18 protein-coding genes are annotated in these 15,535 nt (G+C 61.3%); 4 read left to right on the forward strand and 14 right to left on the reverse strand.

The annotated features are described in order from the left end of the window. Both ACGLHR_RS16935 and ACGLHR_RS16940 read right to left on the reverse strand, forming a co-directional pair. Nucleotides 1-299, reverse strand: a 299-nt coding sequence (locus ACGLHR_RS16935) for a transposase (protein WP_400095359.1), incomplete at its 3' end; no start/stop codon positions are given. 157 nt (nucleotides 300-456) lie between these two features. After that, a complete protein-coding gene (locus ACGLHR_RS16940) occupies nucleotides 457-900 on the reverse strand; it encodes a GNAT family N-acetyltransferase (protein ID WP_400095361.1) in 444 nt (147 codons plus the stop codon). A gap of 243 nt (nucleotides 901-1,143) precedes the next feature. On the opposite strand from ACGLHR_RS16940, the gene ACGLHR_RS16945 reads away from it, so the two are divergent. After that, nucleotides 1,144-1,509, forward strand: coding sequence for a tetratricopeptide repeat protein (locus ACGLHR_RS16945; protein WP_400095363.1), 366 nt, complete (start codon nucleotides 1,144-1,146; stop codon nucleotides 1,507-1,509). Nucleotides 1,510-1,800: 291 nt separating this feature from the next. Next, complete coding sequence (locus tag ACGLHR_RS16950; RefSeq protein ID WP_400095365.1) at nucleotides 1,801-2,397, forward strand: short chain dehydrogenase; 597 nt, start codon at nucleotides 1,801-1,803, stop codon at nucleotides 2,395-2,397. Nucleotides 2,398-2,597: 200 nt separating this feature from the next. Here the strand turns inward: ACGLHR_RS16950 and ACGLHR_RS16955 are convergent, their stop codons facing one another. After that, nucleotides 2,598-3,026, reverse strand: a complete 429-nt coding sequence (locus tag ACGLHR_RS16955) for a GNAT family N-acetyltransferase (protein WP_400095367.1) — start codon at nucleotides 3,024-3,026, stop codon at nucleotides 2,598-2,600. A 273-nt stretch (nucleotides 3,027-3,299) separates the two neighbouring features. Beyond that, nucleotides 3,300-3,671, reverse strand: a complete 372-nt coding sequence (locus tag ACGLHR_RS16960) for a PHA-granule associated protein 4 (protein WP_400095369.1) — start codon at nucleotides 3,669-3,671, stop codon at nucleotides 3,300-3,302. Between the two features lie 388 nt (nucleotides 3,672-4,059). Here ACGLHR_RS16960 and ACGLHR_RS16965 point away from each other — a divergent pair, with 388 nt between their 5' ends. Both ACGLHR_RS16965 and hfq read left to right on the forward strand, forming a co-directional pair. Beyond that, nucleotides 4,060-4,368 carry an acylphosphatase gene (locus tag ACGLHR_RS16965; RefSeq protein WP_400095371.1) on the forward strand — a complete coding sequence of 103 codons (309 nt, stop codon included), beginning with the start codon at nucleotides 4,060-4,062 and terminating at the stop codon, nucleotides 4,366-4,368. A gap of 60 nt (nucleotides 4,369-4,428) precedes the next feature. Next, entirely contained in the window at nucleotides 4,429-4,758 is a 330-nt protein-coding gene (gene hfq / locus ACGLHR_RS16970; protein ID WP_400095373.1) for an RNA chaperone Hfq, read from the forward strand. Nucleotides 4,759-5,747: 989 nt separating this feature from the next. Here hfq and ACGLHR_RS16975 read toward each other — a convergent pair. The 10 genes from ACGLHR_RS16975 to ACGLHR_RS17020 all read right to left on the reverse strand — a co-directional run bounded on the left by ACGLHR_RS16975 (nucleotide 5,748) and on the right by ACGLHR_RS17020 (nucleotide 15,490). Continuing rightward, nucleotides 5,748-6,854, reverse strand: a complete 1,107-nt coding sequence (locus ACGLHR_RS16975; protein WP_400095375.1) for a porin — start codon at nucleotides 6,852-6,854, stop codon at nucleotides 5,748-5,750. A gap of 383 nt (nucleotides 6,855-7,237) precedes the next feature. Continuing rightward, nucleotides 7,238-8,662, reverse strand: coding sequence for an NAD(P)(+) transhydrogenase (Re/Si-specific) subunit beta (locus ACGLHR_RS16980; protein ID WP_400095452.1), 1,425 nt, complete (start codon nucleotides 8,660-8,662; stop codon nucleotides 7,238-7,240). A gap of 11 nt (nucleotides 8,663-8,673) precedes the next feature. Next, entirely contained in the window at nucleotides 8,674-8,997 is a 324-nt protein-coding gene (locus ACGLHR_RS16985; RefSeq protein WP_400095377.1) for an NAD(P) transhydrogenase subunit alpha, read from the reverse strand. Nucleotides 8,998-9,008: 11 nt separating this feature from the next. Continuing rightward, entirely contained in the window at nucleotides 9,009-10,139 is a 1,131-nt protein-coding gene (locus ACGLHR_RS16990; RefSeq protein ID WP_400095379.1) for an NAD(P) transhydrogenase subunit alpha, read from the reverse strand. A 59-nt stretch (nucleotides 10,140-10,198) separates the two neighbouring features. Beyond that, the gene (locus ACGLHR_RS16995; protein ID WP_400095381.1) at nucleotides 10,199-11,233 is read right to left on the reverse strand and encodes an L-idonate 5-dehydrogenase; all 1,035 of its coding nucleotides are present in this window, start codon (nucleotides 11,231-11,233) and stop codon (nucleotides 10,199-10,201) included. A gap of 16 nt (nucleotides 11,234-11,249) precedes the next feature. After that, the gene (locus ACGLHR_RS17000; RefSeq protein ID WP_400095453.1) at nucleotides 11,250-12,023 is read right to left on the reverse strand and encodes a glucose 1-dehydrogenase; all 774 of its coding nucleotides are present in this window, start codon (nucleotides 12,021-12,023) and stop codon (nucleotides 11,250-11,252) included. Beyond that, nucleotides 12,023-12,538 carry a gluconokinase gene (locus ACGLHR_RS17005; protein WP_400095383.1) on the reverse strand — a complete coding sequence of 172 codons (516 nt, stop codon included), beginning with the start codon at nucleotides 12,536-12,538 and terminating at the stop codon, nucleotides 12,023-12,025. Before ACGLHR_RS17005 ends, ACGLHR_RS17000 begins: the two co-directional genes overlap by 1 nt. A gap of 8 nt (nucleotides 12,539-12,546) precedes the next feature. Next, nucleotides 12,547-13,542 (reverse strand): 2-hydroxyacid dehydrogenase, encoded by a 996-nt coding sequence (locus tag ACGLHR_RS17010; RefSeq protein WP_400095384.1) that lies wholly within the window; start codon nucleotides 13,540-13,542, stop codon nucleotides 12,547-12,549. Between the two features lie 48 nt (nucleotides 13,543-13,590). Next, entirely contained in the window at nucleotides 13,591-14,265 is a 675-nt protein-coding gene (locus ACGLHR_RS17015) for an RraA family protein (protein ID WP_400095385.1), read from the reverse strand. Between the two features lie 16 nt (nucleotides 14,266-14,281). Beyond that, nucleotides 14,282-15,490: an aspartate transaminase gene (locus tag ACGLHR_RS17020; RefSeq protein ID WP_400095386.1), complete on the reverse strand. Its 1,209-nt coding sequence runs from the start codon at nucleotides 15,488-15,490 to the stop codon at nucleotides 14,282-14,284. Between the last annotated feature and the right edge of the window lie 45 nt (nucleotides 15,491-15,535).

Below are 15,535 nucleotides of genomic sequence, written 5' to 3' on the forward strand. Positions count from 1 at the left end.
TTGTCGGGCAGCGAGTCGGTCTCCCGGGCGAACCAGGCCGCGGCTTTTGCAAGTATCTCCCTCTCCATTTTGAGCTGCCGATTCTCACGGCGTAGCCGTGTGAGCTCCTGGCGCTCGGCACTGATCAGGCCGTCATGACGTGTGCCTGCGTCACGCTCGGCCTGTGCAACCCAGTTGTAAATGGTCTGAGCCGTGGGTTCGAACTCTTTGGCCAGATCTTCGGGGCGGCGACCGGCATGGACCAAGTCAACCATTTGTTGACGGAAGACAGCGCTGTACGGTGGGCGCGGTTTCGGCATGGTGCACCTCCTGTTTACTCAAGATAGGCACTGTCCGAAAAAGCGGGTCATCTCCAGTTACGACCTGTAACAAGGCGGTGCTGGAAGTTGACGAGGCCGCAGATACATGCACGCCGCCATCGTGAGGTAACGTGGCCGTCAATCGGCTTTCTCTGGGCTAGCATAACTCGCACCGCATGCAGAGCGCGGACGTTTGAATAGCACGTTGAAACGCAGATGATGCCTTGACTTCCGGCGGTGCTTCTTCAGCAGGGGTAAGGGAGAATCCCCAGCGCGCGAAATAGGCTGGGGCCACAGTAGACAGGAGATAGGCGTCTCGCGCCTCCCTGCCGCGGGCCCGCATCAAGAGGGCCTCAACCAATCGGCTGGCGATGCCCCTTTCGCGGTATTCAGGTTCAACTGCTACCGAGCGGATGAGGATGGACTCTCCATGGTGTTCTGCCGCTGCGCAGCCAACGATGTGGCCGTCGCACAGCGCGACGTGGAAGTTCTCGATAATTTCGACAACATCCGCGGCAGGTAGCCTGCAGCGCTCAAGCAGTGCAACGACTTGCTCCCAATCGGAATGAGAGGCCGAACGTAGTTGAACGTCGGTCAACATGATGAAGTGACTCCAACTTGCGCTTCCTTAGGCTAAGAGAAGCCTGCGGCACGCTCTAGTGATACTGAAGGCATATGTTTGTCTTCTTCTTCACTTAGCAGCGCGATGGTCATGCACCACCATCGGCTGTCATGGTGGTGAGCCTATCACCGAACACGCAATCGGCTTGTAAGCGATTGTGAGACCGCAGCGAGAGGTACACTCAAGCGTCGGTTTGACGGGCGTAGACGGAAAGGGGGGGGCATGACCACGCCAAAGTTCTCGATAGGGCCACTGGAGCGAAGACTCGCAGCTGGCCAGGACTCCGCACTGCTTAGAGTCACGCTTGCATTGGCGTACCAGCAACAAGGAGACTTGGCCGCGGCGGTTCCCCATCTGGTCAAAGCTACAGAGTTAGACCCGCACTATTCGGGCGCTTGGCGTGCACTCGGTGTTCTCTATGTGGAGCTTGGCGAGGATGTGAAGGCGCGTCTTGCGTTTCAGAAGGGAATCGAGGTCGCAAGAGACCACGGCGACAAACAAGTTGAGAAGGAAATGACCGTTCGTCTTCGACGTTTGGACCGGCAATCAGACGCTGCTGGCGGCGAATCAGAAGCGGGAAAGACATAGTCGTGCGTGGGAACAATCTGCCGGCCGGCGCGGGAAAACGGCTACACCTTTGCACCCTCCGTTTCGAGGAGTGTCCTATGCTTAATAGCTACCGCAAATGCGCAGGTTGCGGAAATGGCAGGGCGACCGCTTGCGAGAGTGTGGCCATTCCTTGCCGCTCGGTGCTCAACCACTAACTGCCCCCGCGCAGTTGCGGTAAGTTCATGCTCTGCTACAGGCTATTTCGTCTTGACAACGAGTTGGGTGCTGTGAGCCATTGGCTACCCTCATGATCTGTCATCAGGAGGACGTATGCGCATACTGGTCGTTGGAGCCACAGGGCTCCTTGGGAAAGAAATTGTGGGTTTGCTGTCGTCAGAGCATGACCTGATAGGGGCCAGTCGTAACGGTTCGGCGGTCTCGGCGGACATCTCCGACAAGCAGTCGATTCTGGCGATGTACAAACAAGTGGGTACGGTTGACGCGGTGGTCTGCGTAGGCGGCACTGCGAAATTCGCCCCCTTGGATGCCCTGACCGACGATGATTTTGCATTCAGCCTTGCCAATAAACTGATGGGGCAGGCCAATCTTGTCCGGTATGGGGTCCCATACATTACCCAGGGCGGCTCGATCACACTCACCAGCGGCGTGCTCGCGCAGCATCCGACGCTCGGTAGCGCTGCAGTGAGCATCGTGAACGCCGGCATCGAGGCGTTCGCTCGGGCAGCGGCCCTTGAATTGCAGGGCAAGATTCGCGTGAATGTCGTCAGCCCGGGATGGGTATGGGAGACGCTCGAGGCGATAGGACGCGACCCCACCAAGGGTGTTCGGGCGGCGGTGGTCGCACAGGTCTACAGAAAATGTATCTTGGAAGACATTTCCGGGCAGGTGGTGTCGGTCACCCACTGAATCGCATCGATGTGCGGCTGATTTGCAGGTGCTTCACAATCAAGGAAGATTCTCGCGTGTGTGTCGACTTGGATGGACCACCATCACTGCTCGGCTTGCCTCACACCGCGGGACCCTCAGATTAGGAGATCGGGTCAAGCAATTCGCAGCCGATGCCGGGAAGCTGGCCTAAAACGTGCCTGCATCGACACCACAGGTCTCTATAAGGCAATTTGCATCACGGTACCTTCAGCCGCATTGCCTAGCGGAAATTCCTTCAATGGGGGCAAGGCTCGAGGCACTTCTGACGCGGTGATTGGCGCGAACCCGAGGCGCGCGAAGTAGGCAGAAGCGGACGTGGTTTGCAATACAATCGACTCGACACCGCGTTGCCGGACATCAGCGACGATGGTGGAAATCAGAAGCTCTCCGAGGCCAGCAGACCGCGCGCGTTGCGCAACGGCTAGCCCTCGCAGGAGACCGACCGCACCATATTGCTCGATACCGGCACATCCAAGAAGGCCTGCGTTGTCCCGCGCCACAATGTACCGTTCGATATGTGCGCGCACGCCCTCGATGGGTAGTGCGCAAGCACGCAGGAGCGCCTCCACCTCGGGGAAATCATTTTCAGTCGCGTAGCGGGGGCGCATGAGGCACTCCTTCATGCCAAGCTTGTCCCCGTATCCTACGTTTGTCCTCGCGCTTTAGCGCGTAGGGATTGTTCGTAGGTAGAACCGATTATCCCCCGCAGGAGAACGAATAGGCGTGCCGAGCGTGCCGCATTGCATGTGGCCGGGGCGCCTATCTTGCAATGCATGCGAGCGCGAAAAACCTCGTGATGCTGGACCAAGGCCACCTGAGGAGTGATGAGGCGGCTGGCGCTTGCGCAGCATATTGGTGGCGGGCTCAGCAGGGCTTTCTGGTCACTCCCAGGAGAGCGTAGATTCTTTCAGCAGGTGCCCAGCCAGAATGTAGTCACCATGCTGAATGGCGCGTGCCTCCAGTTCGCACAGGCAGGCCTCCGGCAGCGCGGTCAAATCGAACATGCAATATAGGTGCCGCTGCCTGAATGTGAGCTTCGGTGCTCGTAATCCACGAACAAGGGCTTCCGGAGAGCGCACAGCGACATGCTCGATGGTGCGGAACTGCACGGCGACGCCATATTGCTGCCCTAGCCTTCCAAGCTCGAAGGCATCCTCCCAGGCGCTCTCATAGTCGAGGTCTACCGTACCCTCCATCCGAGAATTGATGCGTTCAACCGCATTGGTCCGATTGTGTGCGACATAGACGGTCATGGGCGTACCTAGTCGGTGGAGTCGGGGTCCCATAAAATATATCGAGAACTGTAGGTCGGCGCAACCGGAAGCTGCGCGCGATGGAAGTAATCGTGCTACTTCGCGCTGCAATCCAGAAAATACTGTCCCACCAGCAATCGGCCCTCATGGAAAGTCAGCTCGGCTTCACACTTTCCACCAGGATGCGGCGTGACTTGCTCTCACGAAGCGCGCTTGGGCTCCCCGGCTTCCATGCTCGCGTTACCGCTTTGTGACATGGAGGACATTCCCGCTTGGCCTGTGTTCAGCAGCCTGAGGTCATACTGGAGTCCTACCTCGCCGGCGGAGGAAATAGGGCGCTACGAGGGTCTGGCCATTGTTGTGCATCGGGTGCAACTGGAGGGCGAGCGTGAAATCAATCAATGAGGGCGGCACGCTAGAGACGTGGTTAGTGCGGGTGAGCGGCCGAGTGCAGGGCATCGGCTACCGCGAAGCGTGCATCCAGCGGGCGCGGGCCTTGGGAATCACGGGCTGGGTTCGGAACCGCATGGACGAGTCGGTCGAGGCAATGTTGCAGGGCTCACCAGCGGTGCTCGCAGAGATGTACGATTGGATGAGCGATGGCTATGCGGCCGCGCTCGTGGCTGACATTCAGGTGACAGAGGTAGAGCCTCCGTTTCCACGGTTCAACTGTTTCGAGCTTTTGTCCACCTTGTAACGGTGGCAGGCGTCGTTCACTAAAGCAATGACGGCTGCTGCCCTCAATCTGCGCTAAACAATGCAGTCTATCCCCACTAATTCGCAGAACGATTTCTTGAACACAGCGCGCAAAGAGCGGAAGCGTGTCGAGGTGTACCTGGTCAACGGAATCAAGCTGACCGGTTCAATCGCGTCATTCGACCAGTTCGTGGTGATGCTCAGCGGGCCCGGTGGCATGCAGATTGTCTACAAGCGAGCGATATCGACCATTCAAGTAGCGACTAGTACGCGTCCGTCGGGTTCAGGCGTTCGTCCCGAAGGGCGCACGAACGTCGGCAGTGAGTCGAAGGAAGCTGTTGTAGTCACGCGAAAGCGCCGTGTCACGGGGGGCGATAGCGGAAACGAGTAGCTCTCCTGTGCACTTTACAGCCGCTCGTAAAGAAAGGATGGTATGAACGCGCCCCGTCCCCGCAGTGGAGCGCGAGGTGCCCGCTGACGCGGGGGTGTCTCTTGTGGGCGGGGTTTTTATGCTTCTAGCTGCTGATGCAGAATAGCGTGAGTGGGCGGTGTTTTAGCGCTTCTAGCTGCTGTCGCGGCTGTACGGTGTTGGCCGTTTTAGAACGTGTGAGATGTCACTTTTCTTTACTCGCGGCTCGTAAAGAAAAGTAACCAAAAGAAAGCGATCCTTGCAGGAGGCTGGCGTGGCGTCATTGGGGACCCCAATGGTTTCGTCGTCAGGCCCTGGGTTCTAACTGACTCGTGCCGTTACCAGTTTAGATCACCACGACCCTGCCAATGCCCAGAGATTCGTGGTGGTCCCCCCGGTAGCGGCCACCACGAATTTCAAGCCGTCTGTCGCTCGCGGCGCGGGCGGCCACGAAGTCGCAGGCGTCCCGTTTTCGTCGTGGGCGCGGTGGCACCGAAAAAATAATTCCGAGGAGATTACCACCGTGCCCACCCCACCACGAAACCATCACGGCGTGATATATCGTGGCGCTTTGCGCCGGTACCGGCAGATGGGTGAATAGGCAGGGATGCTGCTACCGGGGGCCTCACCACGAAACCGGCGTCATTAACAGGATCGTGGCCATTCAAACCGGTAACGGCACGAGTCCATTAAAACCCGGGGCCTGACGACGAAACCACCGGGCTACGTAACCCCAATAAGCCAGCCTCCTGCAAGGATCGCTTTCTTTTGGTTACTTTTCTTTACGAGTAAAGAAAAGTGACATCTCACACGTTCCAAAACGGCCAACCCCGTACAGCCGCGACAGCAGCTAGAAGCATCAAAACCCCGCCCAAAAAAGACACCCCCGCGTCAGCGGGGCCGCTATACCAAACCAGAATTGATGAATGGCATGGCACCGCAATGAACGCCGATCCCAGGCCACCGTTTGGTCAGAACTTATGCCGCAAGCCGACCGTGGCTTCGAACACGGAATCGCGTCCGCTGACCGGCAGCGTGAATCCCGGTGTACCCGCCAGCGTCCGCCACGCTCCCGTCAGTTTTGTATAGTCGACGCCCGCGTAGACATCGGTGCGCTTGCTAAAGCTGTAGTCCAGCAGCGGGCCACCGGTGATGCGTGTGCCGTTCTTTCCACCGTGCTTGAGCAAATCCACGTAGACGGGCAGTTTCAGTTCAAGCGAGGGAGTCAGTGCGTAGCTTACCGCCGCAGAGAACGAATCGTTCCGGTAGCCCGCCGGGTAGACGTTGCTATAGATGTAGGAGGCGTATAGCTTGGCCGCGCCGATCTTGTAGGTCGCGCCTACGGTGAACACCTTTTGGGTGCTGTCGGGGATCAGGATGCCGAAGTACGTGCTGCCATAGGCTGTCGTAGCTGGCGTAAGCCCACCGATATTGTTGATGATCTGGAATGCCGCGCCGACGCTCAGTGGGCCATTGTCGTAGGAAGCCGCCACGCCGGGAGATGAGAACCGCTTGGCGTCACCAGCGATTTCGCCGAACGTGTAGGCGCCCTTGAAACTGAAGCCACCGAAGGTGGGAGAGGAATAGCGTACGGTGTTGTCCAGCCGGCCGCCGCCGGTAAGTCCCGCGCCCTGGAAGCCGAGTGTGCCGACATAGTTTGACAGGGCGTACACGTCATGGAGGAACGCCATCTCGTGGACCAGCGTGTATTGACGGCCCAGCGTGATGTCGCCGTAGGTTGGCGACGAGAGGCCGACGAGCGCGGTTCGGCCGAACAGGCGCGCATTGCCGGACGGTGTCGATTGCTGGGTCGCCCCGGTGCCGGGTGTGAATCCGGACTCGAGCTGGAAGAGTGCCTTATTGCCGCCGCCCAGGTCTTCGGTGCCGATCATGCCCCAACGGCTGCCCGACAGCGGGCCGCCGTTGCCCATGCCGATCTTGCTGTCGCCGGCGGCATTTTGATGCGTGTTGTAGCGTATGCCGACGTCGATGACGCCGTATAGCGACAGGCTGCTTTGCGAGTGCGCCGCACCGGAAATGGTCCCGAGAACAGCGGCGGTCATAAGCGATCTTTTCATTTTCACTCCCTTTCAGTGTGCTACATGCCATTGTTGTGATGCTCGGTTGCCGGACGCACGAATCCGCTCCCAGCCGCCTTGCGCGCAAGGGTGGCTGACATTCGGAGTGTCTGGCCAAATGGGGTTGGAAGCCCGCTGGTCGCAGTGCGCACCTGGGACTGTCCGCGTTCGCTCTACTTCAGTGCCGCGATGGTGTTGGCGAAGCGAACGCGGCCTTTACTTGATGATTCCTGCGGTGGTGACGACTGGGCCGAGAAAACAAAGTAACTTGCCTTGTTCGAAATTAAACGCCTTGCCGCCTTTGCTGACCAAGACGACTTGCCTATGGGGAAATAGTGTCGGCTTATGCTTGCGCGAGGCCCGCTCTTCTGTCCGTGGCGCAGTTACTCCACGGCCTTGCCCATGTCCTCGACCACCTTCTTGGCGTCGCCGAAAACCATCATGGTCTTATCCAGATAAAACAGTTCGTTATCCAGGCCCGCATAGCCAGCGGCCATCGATCGCTTGTTAACGATAATGGTCTTTGCCTTGTAGGCTTCCAGAATGGGCATGCCGTAGATCGAGCTGCCCTTCTGCTGCGCTGCGGGGTTCACCACGTCGTTGGCGCCCAGGATGATTGCCACGTCGGCCTGGCCAAATTCGCTGTTGATGTCCTCCATCTCGAATACCTGGTCGTAAGGCACCTCAGCTTCAGCCAGCAGCACGTTCATGTGGCCCGGCATGCGCCCTGCCACGGGGTGGATGGCGTACTTCACCGTGATGCCCTTGTGCGTGAGCTTCTCGGCCAGTTCCTTGACCGCATGCTGGGCGCGGGCTACGGCTAGTCCATAGCCTGGCACGATCACCACTGTCTCGGCATTGCCCAGGATAAAGGCGGCATCGTCGGCGCTGCCGCTCTTGACGCTACGCTGCTGGATCGTGCCCGCTTGCACACTGCCTGCCTCACCGCCGAAGCCGCCCAGGATCACGTTGAAGAAGGAGCGGTTCATCGCCTTGCACATGATGTAGCTCAGGATCGCGCCGGAGCTGCCCACCAGCGAACCCGCGATAATCAGCATGCTGTTGTTGAGGCTGAAGCCGATGCCCGCGGCCGCCCAGCCCGAATAACTGTTGAGCATCGACACCACGACCGGCATGTCGGCGCCGCCGATGGGAATGATGATCAGCACGCCCATGAGGAAGGCCAGTGCCAGCATCGCGATGAACGCCGGCCAGCTCTCGGAGGCGATGAATGCGACCCCCAGGCCGATGGTGGCCAGGCCCAGCAGCAGGTTGAGCATGTGCTGGCCCGCGAACTGCACCGGGGCGCCCTGGAACAGGCGGAACTTGTACTTGCCGGATAGCTTGCCGAAGGCGATGACCGAACCGGAGAAGGTGATCGCGCCAATCGCAGCGCCAAGGAAGAGTTCCAGCCGGTTGCCGGTCGGAATCGCGTGGGCTTTGGGCGAAATGCCGAAAGCATGCGGTTCCGCAACCGCAGCCACCGCGATAAACACAGCCGCGAGGCCGATCATGCTATGCATGAAGGCCACCAGCTCCGGCATCCTGGTCATCTCGACGCGCTGGGCCATGAATGCGCCGGCACCGCCCCCGATCACCAGTCCAAGCAGAACATAGCCAAGGCCTAGCGGGCTCCCGCCGGCAAGCTTGAGGATCAGTGTGCCGGTTGTGAGCACGGCAATGGCCATCCCGGTCATGCCGAAGCGGTTTCCGCGGATCGAAGTGGTGGGGTGGCTCAAGCCCTTCAGGGCCTGGATAAAGAAGACGCTGGCCACCAGGTAAAGCAGGGTAACCACGTTCAGACTGATGAAATCCAGGTTCACTTTGCCCCCTCTCTAATAGCCGCAGGCTTCTTGTCCTTCTTTTTGAACATCTCCAGCATCCGGCGCGTTACCAGGAAGCCGCCGAAGACATTGACGGCGGCCAAGGCGACGGCAAGTACCCCCATGACCCTGCCCAGCGTGGTCTCGGTGAGTGCGGCTGCCAGCATGGCGCCGACAATCACGATGGCCGAGATGGCATTGGTCACGGCCATCAGTGGTGTGTGCAAGGCCGGCGTGACGTTCCATACCACGTGGTAGCCAACATAGACGGCCAACACGAAGGTGGTGAGATTGATGATGGTGTGCGAGACCGCTTCCATAGTGATGTTCCTCAGGTTCTCAGTACCGTTCCGTCCTTGGTGACCAGGCAGGCGGCGACGATGTCGTCGCTTTCATCGATCGTGAGCCCCCCGTCCTTGGGCAGAATCAGCTTCAGGAAGTCGAGCACGTTGCGGGCGTACAAGGCCGATGCATCGGCAGCCACGAGTGCGGGCAGGTTTGTCTCGCCTACGATGGTCACGCCATGCTTGACCACCGTCCTGCCCGCTTCGGTGAGTGGGCAGTTTCCGCTCACGCCATCAGCACCTTTGCCAGCGGCAATGTCTACAATCAGCGAGCCCCGTTTCATGCCTTGCACCATTTCCTCGGTGATCAGTAACGGTGCGGCTCGCCCTGGGATCAGCGCAGTGGAGATCACCACGTCGGCCTGGGTCACCCGCTTGGCGACCTCTACCTTCTGGCGCTCGAGCCACGAGGCTGGCATGGGGCGGGCATAGCCGCCTGCGCCTTCGGCCGCCTCCCTCTCCTCGGCCGTCTCGTAGGGAACCTCGATGAACTTGGCACCCAGGGACTCAACCTGTTCCCTCACCGAGGGCCGGACATCCGAAGCTTCGACCACCGCGCCAAGGCGCTTGGCCGTGGCGATGGCCTGCAGGCCGGCCACGCCGACGCCAAGAACCACCACCCGGGCTGCCTTCACGGTGCCGGCAGCCGTCATCAACATCGGGAAGAAGCGCTGGTAGCGGTCGGCAGCCATCATGACGGCCTTGTATCCGGCGATATTGGCCTGCGATGAGAGCACGTCCATGCTCTGTGCCCGGGTGGTGCGCGGGGCGGCTTCCAGCGCGAAGCCGGTAAGGCCGGCCGCCGCCAGACGAGCAAGGTTGTCCTTGTTGAAGGGATCGAGCATGCCTACCAGTACGGCACTTGGCTTCATCAAGGACAGGTCTGCCAGCGCGGGCGGGCGAACGGTCAGCACCAGGTCGGAGCCGAATGCACCGGCCGCATCGGTGATCTCGCAGCCAACGGACTCATAGGCCAGATCGGGGATCGAGGCCCCGCAGCCTGCGTCAGTCTGCACACGCAGCACGTGGCCATGCGCCTTCAGTTTCTTTGCTGTCTCCGGCGTGAGGGCGACACGAGTCTCGCCCTCCGCGGTTTGCAGCGGAATGCCTATCAACATCCAGGTCTCCAGGGAAGCGTCTCGGGATCGACGCCGCTGCCGGCGCGCCCGAGGTGGTGTTATTGGAAGTCCAGCAGGACTTTCATCGCCTGCGTGCGGTCAGCCGCCAACGCAAATGCGCGCCCTGCGTCCTGGTACGGCACGGTGGCGGAGATCAGCGGTTTCACGTCGACCAGTCCCTTGTTCAGCAGTTCGACGGCCATCGCAAACTCCTCATGGAATCGGAAGGCGCCGCGCAGATCCAGTTCCTTTGCGACGATGGCATTGACGGGCAACGTCATCTCGCCGCCCAGGCCCACTTGCACGATGATGCCTCGGGGACGCATGGCGTCGATGGCGCCACGCAATGCCCGTTCATTGCCGCTGGCCTCGAACAGCACGTCGATCTGACCCTTGTCGACCGTGTACGGCTTAAGCGCTTCGGGTTGTTCGGCGACGTTGAGCGTCACATCCGCGCCCACCGCGAGGGCGGCCTGCAGAGGGTAGGCACCCATGTCCGTGACGATGATTTCCGCCGCGCCAGCACGCCTCGCCGCCACCACGATCAACGCCCCAATGGGGCCGCAGCCGGTCACAAGGACGCGCTTGCCCAGCAATGGACCGGCGCGGCGAACGGCGTGCAGCGCCACCGACAGGGGCTCGGCCATTGCTCCTTCCTGGTCGCTCAGCGTATCGGCAAGGCGATGGGCCTGGCTTTCCTCGATAACGATTTCACGGCGGAATGCACCTTGTACATGTGGCGTGCGCATGGCGCTGCCGTAGTAGCGCATGTCCAGGCAATGATTCTGCAGACCCTGTTGGCAGTATTGGCACAGGCCGCAGGGGCGGCTTGGGCTGATCGCGACGCGATCACCCTTGGCGTGGTTGCGCACGTTTTGCCCGACTTCCTCTATGCGGCCGGCTACCTCATGGCCGAGCACCATCGGTTCGCTAACACGCACGGTACCAAAGCCACCGTGGTTGTAGTAGTGCAGGTCAGAGCCGCAGATGCCGCCAAAGCGGACATGCACGCGTATCTCGTGCGGCTGCACATCGGGGGTGACAACGTCTTCGATGCGCAGATCGTTGGCGCCGTGGATGACAAGAGCGTCCATGGTGAATTCCAGTGAGTTACAGAGTGGCGGTCACGCCGCCGTCGACGTAGAGAATGTGGCCGTTGACAAAATCGGAGGCATTGCTCGCCAGGAATACGACCGCGCCGATGAGGTCTTCAACGTCGCCCCACCGGCGCGACGGCGTGCGCCCCACGAGCCAGGCGGTGAACTCCGCGTTATCCACCAAGGCCTGGGTCAGCTCGGTCTTGAAGTAGCCCGGGCCCAAGCCGTTGACCTGGATCCCGTGAGGACCCCAGTCAATCGCCATGCCCTTCGTGAGCATCTTTACCGCGCCCTTGCTGGCGGTGTAGGGGGCGATCCCAGGGCGCCCCAGTTCGCTCTGCACCGAGCAGAGGTTGATGATCTTGCCGCGGCCGCGCGGGATCATGTGGCGAGCCACTGCCTGTCCGACAAGGAAGACGCTGTCGACATTGGTTTTCATCAACTCGTGCCAGTGGGCTTCTTCAAACTGCTCCAACGGCGCGCGGCGCTGCATGCCAGCGTTGTTGACGAGGATGTCGATGGGTCCCACATCGGCTTCCACCGACGCGATGCCCTCGGCCACTGCCGTGCTTTGCGTCACGTCGAACGAGACCGTGCGGACGTCGGCACCTTGCGCTCGCAGGCTTTCGGCTGCCTGGTCCAGCTTGTCTTTCCGGCGGGCATTGAGTACCACCCGTGCGCCGGCGCGAGCCAGGCCCCCGGCCAGCGCCAGGCCAATGCCGCTGCTTGCGCCGGTAACCAGAGCGGTGCGGCCACTCAGGTCAAACATCTTGAGATCTGGGTTCATCATTTGTCTTGCCTCGAGGTTTCTTCTGCGATCCAGCACAGCACCTGCCTGACTTGCGCATCGAGCGGCTGGTCGGCCGGGATTTGAAGCACACCAGGTTCCCCTGCCGGTGCTTCCAGGATGGCGAACTGGCTGACCACCGAACTTGGCTGAAACAGATGCCCTTTGCGCGCGGACACCCGCGCAATCGCTTCCGAGAGCGTAATGTCGACGTGCACTATGCGCAGGTGCGGGACCGCTTCTCGCAGCCGTTCCCGGTAGCAGCGCTTAAGGGCGGAGCAGGTGAGGATGGCATCGCCGGGCGCCGCGGCCAGCAAGGTTGCCAGCTTGTCCAGCCAGGGTTCGCGGTCGGCATCCTGCAAGGGAGTGCCCTGGCGCATCTTCGCCTTGCTGTGTTCAAGATGGTGGTCGTCGCCTTCGATCCATTCAGCATCCATCGCCTTGGCCAACAGCGCAGCCAGCGTGGACTTGCCACAGCCTGCGACCCCCATCACCAGTAGCTTATTGATCGGCATGGTGACCTCTACTGCTGCAGAACCTGCGGGTTCACCGGCGTCGGCGGCTGGCCGGCCCGAGGCCCGCGGCCGAGGGCAGCGATCAGGTTGTCCACGGTCAGTGCAGCCATGGCCCGACGCGTGCTTACCGAGGCGCTGCCAATGTGCGGTGTCAGCACGACGTTGGGCACAGTCAGCAGATCCGGGTGGATCCGAGGCTCTCCATCGAAGACGTCAAGCCCCGCCGCTGCGATGGTGCCTTGGCGCAGCGCTTGCGCCAAGGCGGCGTCATCGACGATGCCACCGCGCGCGATGTTCGTCAGCGTCGCGGTAGGTTTCATCTGTGCAAGCTCGGCTGCGCCAATTGTGTGATGTGCCTCCGGGGAATATGGAAGTACCAAGATAAGGTGATCTGCTTCTTTCAGCAGGGTGGCCTTGTCTACGTAGCGGGCACGTGTCCTGGCCGCGGTCTCAGGAGCGAGCGGCGAGCGATTGTGATAGATCACCTGCATGTCAAAGCCCAATGCAGCGCGCCGCGCGATGGCTTGGCCGATCCGCCCCATGCCGAGAATGCCCAGGGTGGCCCCATGAACGTCGTTGCCGACCATCTGGTCGTAGATTCCCGTCTTGCTCCATTCGCCCCGCCGCACGAAACGCTCGGACTCGGTGATGCGCCGGGCGGTGGCGAGCATCAGCGCAAAGCCAAAGTCCGCGGTGGTCTCCGTGAGCACGTCCGGCGTGTTGGTGACCAGCACGCCACGCGCGGTGCAGGCGACCACGTCGACATTGTTGTAGCCCACCCCCACGTTGCATACCGCCTTGAGTCCAGGACAGGCGTCAAGCAGCGCCGCGTCGATTCGCTCGCTGCCAGTGCTCATCACGCCTTGCTTTCCTTGTAGCCGCTCGATCAATTCGGCGGGGGTCCAGACCGTGTCGGCCGCATTGGCCGTGACTTCGAAATGTTCGCGCAGCCGGTCAGCGATGTCGGGAAAGGTCGCACGGGTGAGGAGGACGGAAGGGCGCATACGGGTCTCCTTGCTCTATGGTTGTTGGGGCGGGAAAGAAGTCAGCGGTCAGTTGTTGCACCGGGCTTCCAACGCATCGATGAAGGCGCGGTCCCAGCGGCCTTCCTTCATGGCGCGTATGGTTTCGGCTTCGGCGGCGAGTACGGCGCGCGCTTTTTCAATCAGCAGTGGCACATCCCCGGGCGGTATGGCAAGCAGGCCATCCTGGTCACCCACCAGTACGTCCCCAGGGCGGACAACCATGCCGCCGACCGATACCGGCACGTTGATCTCGCCTGGCCCGTCCTTGTACGGGCCGCGATGGGTGACGCCGCGCGCGTAGACCGGGAACTCGCGCTCCCGCAGCTCGGCGACATCCCGTACCGCGCCATCGACCACCACCCCGACCACGCCGATGCTGGCCGCATAGTAGGAGAGGATGCCGCCGACGACGGCGTTCTGCAGGTCGCCTCCGGCGTCGATCACCAGCACGTCGCCAGGCCGGCAGAACTCAAGCGCTCGCAGGTAGGTGAGGTTGTCGCCACCGCGCGATCGCGCGGTCACCGCAGTGCCGACCATCGTGGTGGCGACCGCTTTGTGGAAGGGCTGAAGGCCGACTGTGCCCGTGTTGCGATGCATGCTGTCGCTGAGCGCAGCGACCGGCAGATCGCGCAAGGCGGCGAGCAGGGCGGCGTCAGCCTGGGGGGCGGAGGGGTTCTTGCGGATGGCTTTGTAGGTACTCATCACGTTCTCTTGTAGGTCAGGACAGGGCCAGGACTGCGCGCTCGATGCGACGACAGCCCTCTTCGAGTGTGTCCAGCGAGGTGGCGATCGACAGGCGGAAGTAGGGCGAAAGGCCATAGGCCGTTCCGGCGACGAGCGCCACCCCCTCGCGCTCGAGCAGGTACATGACGACATCGGCATCGTCATGCAGCTTCTTGTCTTCCGATGTGGTCTTGCCAATCAGTCCGCCGCAGTTGACGTATAGGTAGAACGCCCCATCTGGCGCGCGGCAGCTGAGCCCGGGGATGGCGTTGATACGAGCGAGTGTCTGGTCGCGGCGCTGTTTGTAGACGGCCACGCTCTCGGTGACGAAGCGCTGGTCGCCGTTCAGGGCCGCCGCTGCGGCGGCCTGGCTGATTGAGCAGCAGTTTCCAGCTGATTGCGACAAGAACGTGTCGAGCGCCTGGATCAGGTCACGTGGACCGGCCACCCAGCCTAGGCGCCAGCCCGTCATCGCGTAGGTCTTGGAAACGCCATTGATGGCCAGCGTGCGCTCGCGCAGTTCAGGGGCGGCATTCAACAGGTGGGGCGTGCGCACCGTGTCGAAGCGGATATGCTCATAGATGTCGTCCGTCATCACCAGCACGTCCGGGTGGCGGGCCAGTACATCGGCCAGCGCCCGATACTCGGCCAGGGTGTAGCTGGCGCCGGTCGGGTTGCTCGGTGAATTGAGGATGAGCCAGCGAGTGCGTTCGGTGATGGCGCCTTCCAACTGGGCCGGCGTGAGCTTGAACTCTTGGCTTTCCGAGCACGCTAGCGTGACCGGGATGCCGTCGCAGGCAAGCACCATATCTGGATATGAGACCCAGTACGGGGCGGGGATGAGTACCTCATCTCCCGCTTCCAGGGAGATCGCCAAAGCGCTGTAGATCGCGCTTTTGGCGCCGTTGGTGGCGATGATCTCGTTCATCGCGTAGTCCAGGCCATTCTCGCGCGCAAGCTTGTCGGCGATGGCCTGACGCAACTCCACCGTGCCGGCCATCAGCGTATAGCGGGTCGCACCCTGCTCGATGGCCCGCACTGCGGCTTGGCGGACGTGTTCCGGCGTGTCGAAATCAGGTTCGCCGACCACAAGGTTCACGATGGACTTGCCCTGACGGCGCAACTCGTTGGCGCGGTCCGCTGCGGAAGTGCTGGGTGAGGGTTTGATGCGCCTGACACGTGCGGCGATACGGGACGTATTCACGAGGGTTCCTTGCTGCGATTAAGGAGGGTAAGCGCAACAGTAGCC

Source organism: Cupriavidus sp. CuC1 (assembly GCF_044627735.1).
Lineage (GTDB): Bacteria > Pseudomonadota > Gammaproteobacteria > Burkholderiales > Burkholderiaceae > Cupriavidus > Cupriavidus ulmosensis.

What these genes read in the sequence shown, in the direction of transcription:
- ACGLHR_RS16940 (WP_400095361.1), bottom strand. Translation starts at nt 900, where the DNA reads ATGTTGACCGACGTTCAACTACGTTCGGCCTCTCATTCCGATTGGGAG.
- ACGLHR_RS16945 (WP_400095363.1), top strand. Translation starts at nt 1,144, where the DNA reads ATGACCACGCCAAAGTTCTCGATAGGGCCACTGGAGCGAAGACTCGCA.
- ACGLHR_RS16950 (WP_400095365.1), top strand. Translation starts at nt 1,801, where the DNA reads ATGCGCATACTGGTCGTTGGAGCCACAGGGCTCCTTGGGAAAGAAATT.
- ACGLHR_RS16955 (WP_400095367.1), bottom strand. Translation starts at nt 3,026, where the DNA reads ATGCGCCCCCGCTACGCGACTGAAAATGATTTCCCCGAGGTGGAGGCG.
- ACGLHR_RS16960 (WP_400095369.1), bottom strand. Translation starts at nt 3,671, where the DNA reads ATGACCGTCTATGTCGCACACAATCGGACCAATGCGGTTGAACGCATC.
- hfq (WP_400095373.1), top strand. Translation starts at nt 4,429, where the DNA reads ATGCAGTCTATCCCCACTAATTCGCAGAACGATTTCTTGAACACAGCG.
- ACGLHR_RS16975 (WP_400095375.1), bottom strand. Translation starts at nt 6,854, where the DNA reads ATGAAAAGATCGCTTATGACCGCCGCTGTTCTCGGGACCATTTCCGGT.
- ACGLHR_RS16985 (WP_400095377.1), bottom strand. Translation starts at nt 8,997, where the DNA reads ATGGAAGCGGTCTCGCACACCATCATCAATCTCACCACCTTCGTGTTG.
- ACGLHR_RS16990 (WP_400095379.1), bottom strand. Translation starts at nt 10,139, where the DNA reads ATGTTGATAGGCATTCCGCTGCAAACCGCGGAGGGCGAGACTCGTGTC.
- ACGLHR_RS16995 (WP_400095381.1), bottom strand. Translation starts at nt 11,233, where the DNA reads ATGGACGCTCTTGTCATCCACGGCGCCAACGATCTGCGCATCGAAGAC.
- ACGLHR_RS17000 (WP_400095453.1), bottom strand. Translation starts at nt 12,023, where the DNA reads ATGAACCCAGATCTCAAGATGTTTGACCTGAGTGGCCGCACCGCTCTG.
- ACGLHR_RS17005 (WP_400095383.1), bottom strand. Translation starts at nt 12,538, where the DNA reads ATGCCGATCAATAAGCTACTGGTGATGGGGGTCGCAGGCTGTGGCAAG.
- ACGLHR_RS17010 (WP_400095384.1), bottom strand. Translation starts at nt 13,542, where the DNA reads ATGCGCCCTTCCGTCCTCCTCACCCGTGCGACCTTTCCCGACATCGCT.
- ACGLHR_RS17015 (WP_400095385.1), bottom strand. Translation starts at nt 14,265, where the DNA reads ATGAGTACCTACAAAGCCATCCGCAAGAACCCCTCCGCCCCCCAGGCT.